Genomic DNA, 15,100 nt, shown 5'->3' on the forward strand with positions numbered 1-15,100 from the left:
ACAAGGGCACCACGTACCCCTAAGCTATATCTCTTAGCATTTGATTTGGATTATGCTGACCGCGACAGCCCAAGGGTTCCACCCCGGGGCGGCCGGTCCGGCGAACGGCCCGGGTTTCAAGAGCCGACCCCGCGGGGGTGCCGCATGCGCGGGCACCGCCGAGGCTGTTAAGGAGTAGGGAAGCTATGGTGTTGTCTAGGCGCGGGGGCGAGCCGCCCAAACCCGGTGAATGGATGGAGGAGGTGAAGCTGCCCAAGCGTCGCCTCCTGGTCCACGCCATCCACCAGCGGGCGGGTCATCCGCCCCATGTCGAATTCCTGGTCGATGGCCGCTCCAGCGACCGCCTGAGCCTCGCGCTTGAGGTGGTGTTGGACAGCGACCGGTTCCGCCGCATGGGTGTGTCGCAGAACGCCGCCTGATGCGCGTGAAAACGGAAGACTGACGACAGCCGGGCCGGCGATGGCCCGGCTGTCGTGCTTTCAGCTGTCGTGTTTCAAAGTTGGGGATCAGCCGACCTGCGCGGCGATCCAGGCCGCCGCCGCCGCCACGGCCGCTTCCGCACCCTGGTACAGGCCATGGGCGCCGACCCCGCCCCAGGCGGTGATCGCGGGGTCCACCAGCATCAGATTGGCGCCCAGGCCGAAATCCTCCACCATCTGGCCCGCCGCGTCGCGCCAGGCGCCATCATGACCGCGCGTGACGGGACCGTGGGCCCTCGTGCGCTCCAGCAGGCTGTCGGCCGTTTCGGTATAGGCGAAGACCGGCCGCCCCAGGGCCGTGGCGTAGCCCATCTCATAGGCGGTGCCGTCGTCGGCGGAGGGCCCCCGGAAAGGGCTGGCGTTGGCCAGCACCAGGTCCGTCTCCCGGATCAGCGCCAGGTTGGCGGCGCGGATGCGGGCGGCGTGCGTCGGCGACGGCTCCCCCGGGGTGGCGGCGACCGCGCCATCCAGCGGGAAGACGCCAACGATGCCGTGCCGGGCGCACGCGGCGCGCAAGGCCTCGGCCGCCGCAGCCGGATCGGGAAGGAACACCTCCGGCCCCGCCAGGTAGGCCCGCCACACCTTCTTCTCGACCCGCACGCTCCCGTCCTCCATCCGCTCGGCCCTCACTTGCCCAGGGCCTGGCCGGCCAGCGCCGTGGGCGACAGATCGACGCGGAACAGCTCCAGCCCCGCCTCGCCCGGGCCGGCGTCGCTGAGGTTGGGGTAGTTGGTCAGCAGGGGGGCCGCCTTGGCGTTGGTGTCGTACAGCACCGTCACCGGCGCCGTGATCGGGGCGAAGCCCCAGCTTTGGTTGGTCTTGGGCATCAGCGTGCCGACGCCGCGCAGATGGTCGGCGATGATCTCCTGGATGGTCTCCGTTCCGGAGTAGACGATGTTCTTGCCATCCAGGCCGGGGAAGTTGCCCCCGCCGTTGGCGCGGTAGTTGTTGGTGACGACGATGAATTCCTCATCGTCCTTCACCGGCCGCCCCTCATAGCGCAGGTCGACGATGCGATGGTTGTCGCCGGGCAGCGGCTTGCCGTCGCCCCCGAAGCGCGGCGCCTGGGTCAGGTCGACGCGCCAGGTGACGCCATCGATGACGTCGAAGTCGAAGCTGGGAACCGCGCGGTTCACCAGCATCTGCGCCTCCTTCTTGGCCGGGTCGATGCGGTTGAACACGCGCGCCGCCATCTCCAGCCAGTCCCGGACCTGGGCGCCCGTCACCTTCACCGCCGCGACGATGTTGGGATAGAGATAGAGGTCAGCCACGTTGCGCAGGCTGATCTGCCCGGCGGCCACGTCGGTGAAATAGTCGGGGCCCGGCTTGCCGCCAGCCTTGAACGGGGCCGCCGCCGACAGCAGCGGCAGCCCGGCGTAGGGGCCGCCGGCCAGGGCCTTGGCCACGTAGGCGCGCTGGGCGTCGGACACGATGTCCAGCGCCGGCTGGTCGGCGATGAAGGCGAAATAGGTCTCGATGCGGCCGGTGCTCTTGCCCACGGGCTGGCGCACATAATCCAGCGTGGCCTGGTGTGCCGCCTGGGCCAGGGCCGCCACCGCCGCGTCCGGTTCCACCAGCGGGGTGGCCTTGCCGTTCACCCGGGCCAGCACCGGGCGGGTTTCGGCATGGCCGCCGGCCACGGTCCAGCCGCCCTTGCCGTCATGGGCCTTGGGATCGGGGGACAGGATCAGGTCGATCACGCCCAGATGGTCGCCGAAGAATCCGGCCATGACCACCGGCTTGCCATGGATCAGGCCGTGCGGGATGTCGGTATCGGGCAGGTTGGCATAATCGGCCCCGGGGAAGACGCGGTGGGAATGGCCGGTGACGACGGCGTCCACCTCGGGGATGGCGGCCACGGCGACGCCGGCGTTCTCCGCCATCTTCTGGTAGGGCGCGCCCGACAGGCCGCTGTGCGTCACCACCACCACCACGTCGGCCCCCTGGGCCTTCAGGTCGCGGGCGGTCTTGGCCGCCACCTCCACGATGTCGGCGGTGGTGACCTTGCCCTCCAGCTTATCCTTGTCCCACAGCACGATCTGGGGCGTCAGCACGCCGACCACGCCCACCCGCACCGTGTGCTTGGCGCCGGCGCCGTCGGTGAACTGCCGGTCCAGGATGACGCCGGCGGGGAACAGCGGCTGGCCATCCTCCACCCGGTTCACGTTGCCGGCCAGCACGGGGTACTTGGCCTCCTTCTCCGCCGCGACGGCGTAATCCAGGCCGAAGTTGAATTCATGGTTGCCCATGACGGCGGCGTCATAGCCCAGCGCGTTCATGGCGGCGATAATGGGCTGGAACTTGCCCGGCCCCAAGCCCTGGACACGGGCCACATAGTCGCCCATGGGCGTGCCCTGGATCAGGTCGCCGGCGTCCACCAGCAGGGTGTTGGGCTTTTCCGCCCGCGCCTTGCGGATCAGGCTGGCCACCCGCACCAGGCCGACGCCGGGGTCCGGCTTGTCGGCGTAGTAATCGTAATCCATGAGGTTCATGTGCAGGTCGGTCGTCGACAGGATCTGCACGTCGATCTGGTCGGGCAGCACTTCCTGCGCCGTCGCGGTCACGGCCCCGAACAGCATGCTACCGGTCAACAGCAGGGCGGCCAGGCGGCGGCAGGCGGGCATGGCGGGACGTCCTTCATGGGCGACGGGAAAGGGCGGCGTCGGGAAAATGGCGGGGGCCGGCGTCCGGCCCCGCCCTGGCTTTACAGGCGCGCTGTTACATCAAGACGATCAGCGCCCGCCTTGATGTAGGTCGCTCAGCGGTCTTTGACATAGGCCTGGCCGGCCGCCTTGGGCGGTATGGACTTGCCGACGAAGCCGGCCAGCAGCAGCACGGTCAGGATGTAGGGCAGCACCTCGATGATCTGCACCGGCACCGCGCCGACCACCGGCAGGGCCACCCCCTGCAGGCGGGCCTGCAAGGCGTCGGTGGCGGCGAACAGCAGGCAGCCCGCCAGGGTGGGATAGGGCCGCCACTTGCCCAGGATCAGGGCGGCCAGCGCCAGGTAACCCTTGCCGGCGGTCATGTTTTCCTGAAAGCCGGCGCCCTGCGCGATGGAGAGATAGGCGCCGGCCACGCCGCACAAGGCGCCGGTGATCAGCACGGCGCGATAGCGCAGCCAGGGCACGGAAATGCCGGCCGTGTCCACGGCGGCCGGGTTTTCCCCCACCGCCCGCAGGCGCAGGCCGAAGCGGGTGCGGTAGGCGACCCATGAGGTGAGGGGCACGGCCAGGACGGCCAGGTAGACCAACAGGTTCTGCCCGCCCACCACCTCGCCATAAAGGCGGCCCAGCAAGGGCACGCCGCGCAGGGCGTCGGTCAGGGGGAAGTGCAGGCCCAGGAAACGCTGCGTGCCGTCCAGCGACGGGGTGCGGCCGCCCAGGTCGAACCAGGCGTTGGCCAGGACCGCGGTCAGCCCGGCGGCGATGGTGTTGATGGCGACGCCGGCCACGACCTGGTCGCCGCGGTGGGTGATGCAGGCGAAGCCGTGCACCAGGGCCAGCACCAGCGATGCCGCGATGGCGGCCGCCAGGCCCAGCCAGGGGGACCCGGTGGCGGTGGCGGTGGCGGCGGCGGCGAAGGCGCCGGTCAGCATCTTGCCCTCCAGGCCGATGTCGACCACGCCGGCGCGCTCGGAATAAAAGCCGGCCAGGGCCGCCAGCACCAGCGGTGTCGCCAGGCGCACGGTGCTGGCCAGCAACGACACGATCCACAGGGTGGTATCGTCCATGATCTCTTCCCCGGATCTTTAAGCGCGCTGGCCGGCGGCGGCCGGGGCCTTGGGCTTCAACAGGCGCAGCAGCGCCGGGCGGAACATGTGCTCCAGCGCGCCGGAGAACAGGATCACCACGCCCTGGATGACCACCACCAGGCGCGGGCTGATCTCATTGTATTCGAACGACAGTTCCGCCCCGCCCTGGTACAGGGCGCCGAACAGCAGCGACGACAGGACGATGCCCACCGGGTGCCCCCGGCCCATCAGGGCCACGGCGATGCCGGTGAAGCCCATGCCGGCCTGGAAGTTCAGGGTGATGCGGTGCTGCACGCCCTGCAACTCGTTGATGCCGACCAGGCCGGCCAGGGCACCGGAAATGGCCATGGCGACGACGATGGTGGTGCGGGCGTTCATGCCGGCGTAGCGGGCCGCCGCCTCGTTGGCGCCCACCGTGCGCATCTGGAAGCCCCAGCGGGTGTGCCAGATCAGGAACCAGACCCCGCCGGCGCACAGCAGCGCCAGGATCAGCGACAGGTTCAGGGGCAGGGTGGGGGTGCGGTATCCCAGGGCGGCGGCGATCTCCTTCACCGCCGGCAGGAAGGTGCTCTCGGCGAACTCGCGGCTTTCCGGCGCCATCTGGCCATGCTCGATCAGCGGCCCGCCCAGCAGGTAGACCATCAGGGCGCTGGCCAGGAAGTTGAACATGATGGTGGTGATGACGATGTGGCTGCCGCGATAGGCTTGCAGATATCCCGGGACCAGGCCCCAAACCGCGCCGAACAGGGCGCCCGCCAGCACCGACACCGGCAGCACCGCGTACCAGGGCCAGCCGCTCAAGGCCAGGCACACCAGGCCGGTGCCCAGGCCGCCGACATAGGCCTGGCCTTCGCCGCCGATATTGAACAGGCCGGCATGGTTGGCGATGGCCACGGCCAGGCCGGTGAAGATCAGGCTGGTGGCGTAATAGAGGGTGTAGCTGAGGCCCGTGCCGCTGCCCACCGCCCCCTTGACCATGAAGGCCAGGGCGGAAACGGGGTCCTGGCCGATGGCCAGGATCACCAGGGACGACACCACCAGGGCGGCGCCCAGGTTGATGGCCGGCAGCAGGGCCAGCGTGGCCCAGCGCGGCAGGCCGTCGGAATTGGTAGACGCGCTCATGCCGCCCCTCCGGCCGCGTCGGCGCGCGGACCCGTCTCGGTTTCCATATCGTCGGTGATGCCGGCCATCAGGCGGCCGATCAGCCCCTCGTTCGCGTCATCGGCCGCCAGCTCGCCGGTGATGGCGCCGTCGCACATCACCAGGATGCGGTCGGACAGGGCCATGATCTCCTCCAACTCGGCGGAGACCAGCAGGATGGCCTTGCCGGCGTCGCGCATGGCCAGCAGGCGGCGGTGGATGAACTCGATGGCGCCGATGTCCACGCCGCGGGTGGGCTGGCCCACCAGCAGCACGTTGGGGTCGCGCTCCATCTCCCGGCCCAGCACCAGCTTCTGCTGGTTGCCGCCGGAGAACAGCGAGGTGCGCAAGGACGGCTGACGGGGGCGGACGTCCCAGTCCTCCATCAGGCGGGCGGTGGCGGCGGCCACCCGCTTCCAGTTCAGGCGCGGGCCATCGGCCATGGCCGGGTCGTCCTGATAGCCCAGCAGGGCGTTCTGGAAGGCGGGGAAGGGCTTCACCACCGCGCGGCGCAGGCGGTCCTCCGGCACATGGGCGATGCCCTGGCGCCGGGCCTGGGCCGGGTCCATGGGGGCCTCCGGCGTCACGTCGCGGCCATTGATGTGGAAGCGGCCGCGCTGGAAGGGCGTCATGCCCGACAGCGCCTCCAGCAATTCCGACTGGCCATTGCCGGCCACGCCGGCCACGCCCACGATTTCCCCGGCCCGCACGCGGAAGGTGGCGCCCTTCAGGCGCTCCACCCCGCGCTCGTCCACCACGCTCAGGTCCTCCACCGTCAGCAGCGGCGCGCCCGCGGGCGTCCCCGGCCGGCGGACGACGGGGTTGGCGCGGCGGCCCACCATCGCTTCCGCCAGCGCGGCCTCGCTGGTGTCCCGGGTGTCGAAGCTGGCCACCACCGCCCCCTGGCGCAGCACCGACACGGCGTCGGTGATGGCCATGATCTCCTTCAGCTTGTGGGTGATCATCAGGATGGTGCGGCCCTGGGCGCGCAACGCGTCCAGGATGCGGAACAGATCCTGCACCTCCGGCGGCGACAGCACGGCCGTCGGCTCGTCCAGGATCAGCACCTGGGCGCCGCGATAGAGCGCCTTCAGGATCTCCACCCGCTGCTGCACGCCCACGTTCAGGTCGGCGACCTTGGCGTCCAGCGGCACGTCCAGGCGGTAGGTCTTCTCCAGGCGCTCCACCTCCGCCCGGGCCTTGCGGATGCCGTCCTTCAGCAGGGCGCCGCCCTCGGCCCCCAGCATCAGGTTTTCCAGAACGGTGAACTCCTCCACCAGCATGAAGTGCTGGTGGACCATGCCGATGCCCAGGGTGATGGCGTCCTTGGGCTCGCGGATGCGCGCCTCGGCGCCGTTCACCAGGATCTGCCCCTCATCGGCCTGGTAAAAGCCGTAGAGGATGCTCATCAGCGTGGATTTGCCGGCGCCGTTCTCGCCCACCAGGCCATGGATGGACCCGGCGCGGATGCGCAGGCTCACGGCCTTGTTGGCGTGGACGGGGCCGAAGCGCTTGTCGATGCCCACCAGTTCCACGGCCCAGGGGCCCGGCTGCTGCGGCGGGGAAGTCGAGGGGGGAACGGTCTGCGACACGGGGCGGCTGGTCTCTGGGTCGGGGGCCGGCGGGCCCCTGGAGGGGGAGGGGGAAGCGGCGTGGCGGGCGGCGTCAGTACTTGCAGCCGTTGGTTTCGTCGTAATTGGCGACCTTGCGGGTTCCAGCCTGGATTTCCGCCGAGGCCGCGTCCAGTGCCGCCTTCATCTCCGGCGTCACCAGCTTGGCGTTGTTCTCATCCAGCGCCCAGCCCACGCCGTCCTCCTTCAGGCCCAGCGTGCGCACGCCGGGTTGCCAGGTGCCGTCCTGCGCCGCCTTGATGGCGTTGTAGGCGGCCACGTCCACCCGCTTGACCATGGAGGTCAGGACGGAGCCCGGGAACAGATGGTTTTGGTTGCTGTCGACGCCGATGGACAGCTTGCCGGCGTCCTTTGCCGCCTGCAGCACGCCGATGCCGCTTTGCCCGGCGGCGGCGAACACCACGTCCACGCCCCGGTCGAACTGGCTCTTGGCCAATTCGCCGCCGCGCGTGGGATCCGACCAGGCGGCGGGCGTGGTGCCCACCATGTTGGTGATGACGTGGTCGTCCGGGGCCACGGCCTTCACCCCCTGCTCATACCCACAGGCGAATCGGCGGATCAGGGGGATGTCCATGCCGCCGACGAAGCCGACCGTGTGGGTCTTGCTGCTCAAGGCCGCCAGCATGCCCACCAGGTACGACCCCTCCTGCTCGGAAAACAGGATGGACTGAACGTTGGGCAGCTTCACCACGCCGTCGATCAGGGTGAACTTGATCTCCGGGAATTCCTTGGCGACCTTGGCCACGGCCGGCGCCTGGCTGAAGCCCACGGCCAGGATGATGTCGGCGCCATGCTCCGCCAGGCGGCGCAGGTACTGCTCGCGCTGGACGTCGTTGCTGATCTCCAACGCCTTGTAGGTGATGCCCGTCTCACGGCGGAAATGCTCGATTCCCGTCAGGACGCCTTCGTTGAAGGACTTGTCGTACTTGCCGCCATAATCGAAGACCACGCCGGGAAAGAAGGCGGCATCCGCTTTGGGGGCGGACAAGGCGCAGCTCAACAGGGCGGCCGCCGCCAACGCCGCGCGGATCGCTCTACTCATGAAGGGTCCCTGCCTCCCTTGGGGCATACTCGATTGACGGCGGCGAACGGGAAGGCCGCACCGCTTGCTCGACCTGAAACCTAGTCCATTTCCCAAGCTCCCGGCAAGCCGGGGGCGCAAGGGGGCACGGCACGGGACGGCACCCTGGCTGATCCTGACCAAATGGTCAAGATAGGGCGGCGCGGCCATGTCCGCCATTTGCGGTTGCGGCAGGTGCTGACGCCAGGGTTGCGGCCGCTTGCGACACTTTCATGACGGGCCGGGCGGGTGGGGTTTTCCGGGTTGACAGGCCCCGGAGGGCAGGCACTCTGCCGCCCGTTCGCGCCATTCCCTTTGGCGTTCCTTTGCCCTACCAGCCGTCGAGATTCCGCCCCATGACCCGGTTCAGCCCTGTTCCCGAGGCCACCCGCCGCGCCCTGCTGAAGACCTTCGGCGCGACTGCGGCCACGGCCTTCCTGCTGCCGTCGTCCATCGGCTCGGCCCTGGCGCAGGCGGCGTTCAGCAACGACCCGTTCTCGCTGGGCGTGGCCTCGGGCGATCCACTGCCGGATGGCTTCGTGCTGTGGACCCGGCTGGCGCCCGATCCGCTGGCGTTCGGCTATGGCATGCCCAAGCGGCCGGTGGAGGTGGACTGGCAGGTGGCGACGGACGACCGCATGCGCACCATCGTGCAGAGCGGGACCGAGGTGGCGCGGCCGGAACTGGGCCATGCCGTCCATGTCGAGGTCGGCGGCCTGGAACCGGGCCGCGATTATTACTACCGCTTCACCGTAGGGGCGGAGCGCAGCATGGTGGCCCGTGCCCGCACCGCCCCGGCCCTGGGCGCCAAGGTGGACCGCGTGCGCCTGGGCATGGTCGGCTGCCAGAATTACGAGGACGGCTATTACACCGCCTTCCGCCATCTGGCGGAGGAGCGGCCGGACTTCGTCTTCCACTATGGCGACTACATCTACGAAAACCGGGTGCGGACGCATGAGAGCAGCCGCTACGGCGGCCTGGCCATCCCCACCCCCCGGCAGCATCTGGGCGACGAGCCCTATTCGTTGGATGAATACCGCCGCCGCTACGCCCAGTACACCCTGGACCTGGACCTGCAGCTGGCCCGCGCCGCCTGCCCGTGGATGGTGACCTGGGATGACCATGAGGTTGACAACAACTGGACGGGCGCCATCGACGGCGCCGGCATCGCGCCGCCTGAATTTTTCCTGCTGCGCCGCGCGGCGGCCGCCCAGGCGTATTACGAGCACATGCCCCTGCGTCGCGCCTCCTGGCCCAAGGGCCCGGACATGCAGATTTACCGCCGCCTGGCCTTCGGCAACCTGATCGACCTGCACTTGCTGGACACGCGGCAGTTTCGCACCGACCAGCCCTGCGGCGACGGCTTCAAGCCCGCCTGCGAGGGCCAGGACGATGACGACGCTCAGGTGATGGGGGAGGAGCAGGAGCGCTGGCTGTTCGAGGGGCTGGACCGCGGCCGCGCCCGCTGGAACATCATCGGCCAGCAGGTGATGATGATGACCATGAACCGCGAGCCCTGGCACGGCCCCATCTACAACATGGACAGCTGGGAAGGGTATCACCAGCCGCGCCAACGCCTGCTGCGCCACATCGCCGACCGCCGCCTGAACAACGTGGTGGTGCTGACGGGGGATGAGCACCAGAACTTCGTCGGCGACCTCAAGACCGACTACCGCAGCGACAAGGCCCCCATCGTCGCCACCGAATTCGTCGGCACCTCCATCAGCTCCGGCGGCGACGGCGCCGACAAGCGCCCCCGGCAGGAGGAGATCCAGCGCGGTAACCCGCACATCCGCTTCATGAACGACCAGCGCGGCTATCTGATGTGCGACATCGGCCATGACAAGCTGACGGCCAACTTCCGCGTCATGGACCGCGTCAGCACCCCCGGCGGCGCCATCAGCACCCGCGCCAGCTTCGTGGTGGAACCGGGCAAGCCGGGGGCGAAGCAGGCGTAGTTCTGAATCGGCGGCCTTACGCCGCCTCCACCCTCAGTGCCGTGCCATCCAGCCCCACCACCCGCACGGCCGCGCCCGCCGGCAGGCCGTCGGGGCCGTGGACCAGCCAGGCGCCGTCGTCCAGGCGGGCGCGGCCCTGGCCGTTGACGATGGCGGTTTCCAGGGTGACCACGCGGCCCAGGTAGAGGGCCCCGCGCTCATTCAGCCGCTCGGGCGGGGCCTGCGTGGCGGTGCCGTTGCGGCCCAGCCACCGACGGGTGATGACCAGCAAGGCGGCCGCGAGAACGGCGAACAGCACCACCTGGGCCACCAGGGGCAGGGCGGGGACCAGGAACAGCACGCACCCCACCAGTACCGCCGCCACCCCCAGCCACAGCAGGCCGACGCCGGGGGTGATCATTTCCACCAGCGCCAGGGCGACGCCCGCCGCCCACCAGTGCCAGGCATGGGCCGTCCATGCGGTGAAGTCGGGCATGGCCTTCTCCTCAGCTCTCGGGCGTCGACCAGGGGCCGCCGGCCGGCGGTGCCGGGGGTGGGGCGGGCGGCGGATCGGTCCGGCGGGGCGGGGCGCTGGGGCGGGCCTGGTTGGCGGGCGCGCCGGCGAAGCTGTCCTTGGCCAGTTCGGCGATGCCGCCCAGGGCGCCCAGGATGCCGGTCGACTCCATGGGCATGAACAGGATTTTCTGGTTGGGGCTGGCGGCGAAGCCCTTCAGCGCGTCGACATAGCGCTGGGCGATGAAGTAGTTCACGGCCTGCACGCTGCCGCCGGCGATGGCCTCCGACACCACGCGGGTGGCGGTGGCCTCCGCTTCCGCCAGGCGCACGCGGGCCTCCGCCTCGCGGAAGGCCGCTTCCCTCTTGCCTTCCGCTTGCAGGATGGCGGACTGCTTTTCGCCCTCCGCCCGCAGGATGGCGGATTGGCGCAGGCCTTCCGCCTCCAGGATCAGGGCGCGGCGTTCCCGCTCCGCCTTCATCTGGCGGGCCATGCTGTCCACCAGGTCGCGCGGCGGTTGGATGTCGCGGATTTCCACGCGGGTGATCTTGACGCCCCAGGGATGGGTGGCGGCGTCCACCACGGTCAGCAGGCGGGCGTTGATGGCGTCGCGCTGCGACAGCAGTTCGTCCAAATCCATGGACCCCATGACCGTGCGCAGGTTGGTCATGGTCAGGTTCAGCACGGCGCTGTCCAGGTTGCGCACCTCATAGCTGGCCTTGGCGGCGTCCAGCACCTGGAAGAACAGCACGCCGTCCACCGTCACCATGGCGTTGTCCTTGGTGATGATCTCCTGCGACGGCACGTCCAGCACCACCTCCTGCATGGTCTGGCGGGCGCCGATGCGGTCGAAGAAGGGGACGATGATGGCCAGGCCGGGCTTCAGGGTGCGGGTGTACCGCCCGAACCGCTCCACCGTGTATTCCATGCCCTGGGGCACGGTCTTGATGCCGCTGTAGACAAGAACGATGGCGAAGGCCAGGACGGCCAAGGCGAACACGCCGAAAGGCGACAAGGCGTCTCTCCCCATTTGGTGGCGCGGGGAACCGACGCGCTGGCCCCCCTTTGCCGGGCATCATGCCATAAGGCGGGTGCCGCCGCCCGGGATTTGTCCCGAGGGTTGTGCCCCTATGCCCGCACCCCTATGCCTGCACCAACCCCATCCAGCGCGCCTTGGCGGTGGCGTAGGTGGCGTCGCCCAGCACGCAGTCCAGTTGCGGCAGGCGGGTGATCAGGGGTTGGTTGGGCACCTCGCCGGCCATCCAATCCCGGCCCAACTGCCGGATCAGGGCGATCTGCCCCGGTTCCACCGCGTCCGCCGGCAGGGCGGCCACCTGGGCGAACCGGCCATTAGCCAGGCCTGGCGGCGCCGTCCAGGCCCCATTCCGCAACACCGGCTGGATGGAAACATTCAGGCGCACCAATCCGCCCAGGGTGGCCGGGTCCGCGCCCGCCAGGCGCTGGGCCAAGATGTGGGCCTCCAGGCTGGCGGTATCGGGCGGGTCGTCCAGGGTGGTCTGGGCCAACAGCGACAGGTCGCCCAGGGCGCCCCGCATCCCCACCGGTTCCGCCAGGTGGGCGGGCGGCTGGCTGGTGTTGGTCACCGGCGCGTGACGGGTGGTGCCGCTGCCCAGGCTCAGTATCTGTAGGCCGGTGGCGCCGCCCGGTTGGGCCAGCGCCTCCATCACCGCCAGCATCACCGGGTTGTTGCAGCCGGTCAGCCCACCATCCCAGTACAGGCGTCCCTCGCACCGGGCGGGTTCGTCGAAAAAGGTCACGGGCGCGGTGCTGCTGGCGTTGATGACCTCCGCCAGCGGGGCGGTGGCGGCCTGCGGCTCCGTCACCGCCGTGGCCAGGCCGGCATAGCTGCGGAAGGTCATGGCCCGGCGCTGGGCGTAATCGAACGCGGGGATGAACACCTTGACCGGTGTCCCGCCGCGCCGTGCCAGGGGCAGGGGCAGGCGGGCCATGGGGCAGGCGGACAGGGCCAGCGGACGGATCTGGCCATTCACGGTGGCGGGGGTGGGCGGCACCAGGCCGGGGTCGTCCAGCAGGGCGGCGAGGCCGGCTAGTTTGCCCTGGGTGCTGTATTGGGCCCCCAAGCCCAGGCCGGCGATGACCTGGTCCAGCCCCGCCACCTTCACGAACAGGCTGCCCCGCCGTGTGTCGTCCACGAACAGGTCCAGGATCTGCGCCGGCGTCAGGTTCTTGACCAGCCCGCCCAGCACGATGGCCCCGGCGGAGGTGCCGGCCACCAGGTCGAATTCCGCCAGGATGTCGTGGCCAGGCGTGTCGGCGCCGTACAGGTCGCCCAGCACCATGGCTTCCAGCAGGGCCCAGGGGCCGCCGCCGTCCAGCGTCAGGATGCGATAGCTCATGTGCCCCTCCTTAACCGTCTGCGTATTCGGCTGGAGGGGTGATAGACTATTACTACTTAACCGCGCAACGCCCCGATGTTGGCGTGGTAGCGGCTGGGCCCGCCCTGGAACACGGCGGAGCCGGCGACCAGCACCTCCGCCCCCGCCTGGGCGCACAGGCGCGCCGTCTCATGGTTCACCCCGCCGTCAACCTCGATCTGGATGGGCCGGCGGCCGATCAGGGCGCGCAGGGCCTGGATCTTGGGGATCATGGCGGGGATGAAGGATTGGCCGCCGAAGCCGGGGTTCACCGTCATGACCAGCACCAGGTCCAGCCGGTCCAGGACATAGGCGACGGCGCTTTCCGGCGTGGACGGGTTCAGCGCCACCCCGGCCTTCTTGCCCAGGGCGCGGATGCGCTCCAGCGTGCGGTCCAGGTGGGTGGTGGCCTCCGCCTGCACGGTGATGATGTCGGCCCCGGCCTGGGCGAAGGCCTCCAGATAGGGATCGACCGGGCTGATCATCAGATGCACGTCGAAGGGGCGGTCGGTATGGGGGCGCAGCGCCTTCACCACGGCGGGGCCGATGGTGATGTTGGGCACGAAATGGCCGTCCATGACATCGACATGGATGTAGTCCGCCCCCGCCGCGGTGATGGCCCGCACCTCGGCGCCCAGGCTGGCGAAGTCGGCGGACAGGATGCTGGGGGCGATCAGTGGTTGGGTCATGGCGCGGTCCCCTTCTCTTCCATTGGGCCGTCCGGACTGCCCGCGAAGACCCGGCTGGCCAGGATGTCCTCCGCCTCGATCAGGGTCAGGTCGTCGACGGACAGCGGGCCGTCGTCGCGCTGGAACAGGCGGCTGGCCTGGCGCAGCCGGGCGCGGTCCAGGGCGTTGCGGATGGAGCGGCCATTGGCGAAATGCGGTTGGCCCCGGCGCAGGGCGATATATTGGGCGAACACCGCCTTGGCCCGGGGGCTGAAGCGATAGTTCATGCTGTCCAACTGCCGCTCCCCGATCTCCAGCAGCTCCTCCTCGCCATAGTCGGGGAAGTCAATATGGTGGGCCACGCGGGACCGGAAGCCGGGGTTGGCCTGGAAGAAGCGGTCCATGCGGTCGGCATAGCCGGCCAGGATGACCACCAGGTCGTCGCGCTGGTTCTCCATGACCTGCAGCAGGATCTCGATGGCCTCCTGGCCATAGTCGCGCTCGTTCTCCGGCCGGTAGAGGTAATAGGCCTCGTCGATGAACAGCACGCCGCCGGCGGCGCGCTTCAGCACCTCCTTCGTCTTGGGCGCGGTGTGGCCGATGTATTGGCCCACCAGGTCATCGCGGGTGACGGTCACCAGGTGCCCGCGCCGGACATAGCCCAGCCGGTGCAGGATGGCGGCCATCTTCAGCGCCAGGGTGGTCTTGCCCGTGCCGGGATTGCCGGTGAAGCTCATGTGCAGGGTGGGGGCGCCCACCGCCAGGCCGAAGCGCTGGCGCGCCCTGTCCACCAGCAGCAAGGCCGCGATCTCGCGCAGCCGCCCCTTGATGGGCGCCAGGCCCACCATCTCCCGGTCCAACTGGTCGAAGATTTCCGGCAGGCCGGAGGCTTCGAAGTCGGCGCGCAAGTCCATGGCGCCGGATGCCGCCGGCGCCGCGTCGGCGGCGTCCGGCGGGACCGCTTTCAGGGGGCGGCCATCACGAATACCGCTCCCCTTCCGGCAACTGGGCGGCATAGGCGCGGGTGCTGTAGCGCACGCGCCGCCCGTCATGTTCCTGCCGGTCCAGGCCGAAGCCGGGCTCGTTGGCTGGCCGGTTGGCGATGAAGGACAGGCGCACGCTCTCCCACCCATGGCTGGCGTCGAAGCCGGAGATGCGGATGTAGCGGTCGCCATAGACCTTGCGGCAGGACGCCAGCTCCCCCATCACCCCGGCGGCGTCGCGGATGTCGAACATGGGCATGCCCCACATGTCCCAGTAGGTGTTGCGGGGGTGGGGGTCGTCCGTGAACTCGATGTTCACCGCCCAGCCGTTGTCGATGCAGTACTGCACCTGGGCCGTGATCTGCTCGTCCGTCAGGTCGGGCAGGAAGGAGAAGGTTCCTTGGGTGACGCGCATGACGATTTCCTCGGTCGAAGGTGAGATGCACCGGCGGCATTCGTGCCGCCGGAGGCTGGCGACCGCCAGCCCGGACCGGTCAGGTCCGTAAGGCCAGGCCGCGAATGCGGCCGCCCGCTGTTG

The 15,100-nt window shown here is 69.6% G+C and carries 14 protein-coding genes; 2 read left to right on the top strand and 12 right to left on the bottom strand.

The window, feature by feature from the left end; all coding sequences use genetic code 11:
* The first annotated feature begins 185 nt into the window (after positions 1 to 185).
* On the top strand, positions 186 to 419 hold the full coding sequence (locus ULB03_RS19435) for a hypothetical protein (RefSeq protein WP_322484746.1): 234 nt from the start codon (positions 186 to 188) through the stop codon (positions 417 to 419).
* A gap of 87 nt (positions 420 to 506) precedes the next feature.
* Here ULB03_RS19435 and ULB03_RS19440 read toward each other — a convergent pair whose 3' ends face one another.
* The 6 genes from ULB03_RS19440 to ULB03_RS19465 form a co-directional block, all read right to left on the bottom strand.
* A complete protein-coding gene (locus ULB03_RS19440; protein ID WP_322484747.1) occupies positions 507 to 1,079 on the bottom strand; it encodes a nucleoside 2-deoxyribosyltransferase in 573 nt (190 codons plus the stop codon).
* Between the two features lie 26 nt (positions 1,080 to 1,105).
* Positions 1,106 to 3,103, bottom strand: a complete 1,998-nt coding sequence (locus tag ULB03_RS19445) for a bifunctional 2',3'-cyclic-nucleotide 2'-phosphodiesterase/3'-nucleotidase (protein ID WP_322484748.1) — start codon at positions 3,101 to 3,103, stop codon at positions 1,106 to 1,108.
* A 134-nt stretch (positions 3,104 to 3,237) separates the two neighbouring features.
* On the bottom strand, positions 3,238 to 4,212 hold the full coding sequence (locus tag ULB03_RS19450; RefSeq protein ID WP_322484749.1) for an ABC transporter permease: 975 nt from the start codon (positions 4,210 to 4,212) through the stop codon (positions 3,238 to 3,240).
* Positions 4,213 to 4,230: 18 nt separating this feature from the next.
* Positions 4,231 to 5,355 (bottom strand): ABC transporter permease, encoded by a 1,125-nt coding sequence (locus tag ULB03_RS19455; RefSeq protein WP_322484750.1) that lies wholly within the window; start codon positions 5,353 to 5,355, stop codon positions 4,231 to 4,233.
* Complete coding sequence (locus tag ULB03_RS19460) at positions 5,352 to 6,965, bottom strand: ABC transporter ATP-binding protein (RefSeq protein WP_322484751.1); 1,614 nt, start codon at positions 6,963 to 6,965, stop codon at positions 5,352 to 5,354. The genes ULB03_RS19455 and ULB03_RS19460 overlap by 4 nt, the downstream gene beginning before the upstream one ends.
* A gap of 73 nt (positions 6,966 to 7,038) precedes the next feature.
* A complete protein-coding gene (locus ULB03_RS19465; RefSeq protein ID WP_322484752.1) occupies positions 7,039 to 8,046 on the bottom strand; it encodes a BMP family lipoprotein in 1,008 nt (335 codons plus the stop codon).
* A gap of 374 nt (positions 8,047 to 8,420) precedes the next feature.
* Here ULB03_RS19465 and ULB03_RS19470 point away from each other — a divergent pair, with 374 nt between their 5' ends.
* Positions 8,421 to 10,022 (top strand): alkaline phosphatase D family protein, encoded by a 1,602-nt coding sequence (locus tag ULB03_RS19470; protein ID WP_322484753.1) that lies wholly within the window; start codon positions 8,421 to 8,423, stop codon positions 10,020 to 10,022.
* Between the two features lie 16 nt (positions 10,023 to 10,038).
* On the opposite strand, the gene ULB03_RS19475 is transcribed toward ULB03_RS19470, so the two are convergent.
* From ULB03_RS19475 to ULB03_RS19500, 6 genes are all read right to left on the bottom strand, one after another.
* The gene (locus tag ULB03_RS19475; RefSeq protein ID WP_322484754.1) at positions 10,039 to 10,497 is read right to left on the bottom strand and encodes an NfeD family protein; all 459 of its coding nucleotides are present in this window, start codon (positions 10,495 to 10,497) and stop codon (positions 10,039 to 10,041) included.
* A gap of 10 nt (positions 10,498 to 10,507) precedes the next feature.
* Positions 10,508 to 11,530, bottom strand: coding sequence for an SPFH domain-containing protein (locus ULB03_RS19480; protein WP_322484755.1), 1,023 nt, complete (start codon positions 11,528 to 11,530; stop codon positions 10,508 to 10,510).
* Between the two features lie 127 nt (positions 11,531 to 11,657).
* The gene (locus tag ULB03_RS19485) at positions 11,658 to 12,893 is read right to left on the bottom strand and encodes a patatin-like phospholipase family protein (protein ID WP_322484756.1); all 1,236 of its coding nucleotides are present in this window, start codon (positions 12,891 to 12,893) and stop codon (positions 11,658 to 11,660) included.
* A gap of 56 nt (positions 12,894 to 12,949) precedes the next feature.
* Positions 12,950 to 13,600 (bottom strand): ribulose-phosphate 3-epimerase, encoded by a 651-nt coding sequence (rpe, locus tag ULB03_RS19490; RefSeq protein ID WP_322484757.1) that lies wholly within the window; start codon positions 13,598 to 13,600, stop codon positions 12,950 to 12,952.
* The gene (gene cbbX, locus ULB03_RS19495) at positions 13,597 to 14,493 is read right to left on the bottom strand and encodes a CbbX protein (RefSeq protein ID WP_322484758.1); all 897 of its coding nucleotides are present in this window, start codon (positions 14,491 to 14,493) and stop codon (positions 13,597 to 13,599) included. The genes rpe and cbbX overlap by 4 nt, the downstream gene beginning before the upstream one ends.
* A gap of 64 nt (positions 14,494 to 14,557) precedes the next feature.
* Positions 14,558 to 14,977, bottom strand: a complete 420-nt coding sequence (locus tag ULB03_RS19500; protein ID WP_322484759.1) for a ribulose bisphosphate carboxylase small subunit — start codon at positions 14,975 to 14,977, stop codon at positions 14,558 to 14,560.
* Positions 14,978 to 15,100 lie beyond the last annotated feature (123 nt).

The sequence above is a fragment of the Nitrospirillum goiasense genome, from assembly GCF_034427435.1.
GTDB lineage: Bacteria > Pseudomonadota > Alphaproteobacteria > Azospirillales > Azospirillaceae > Nitrospirillum.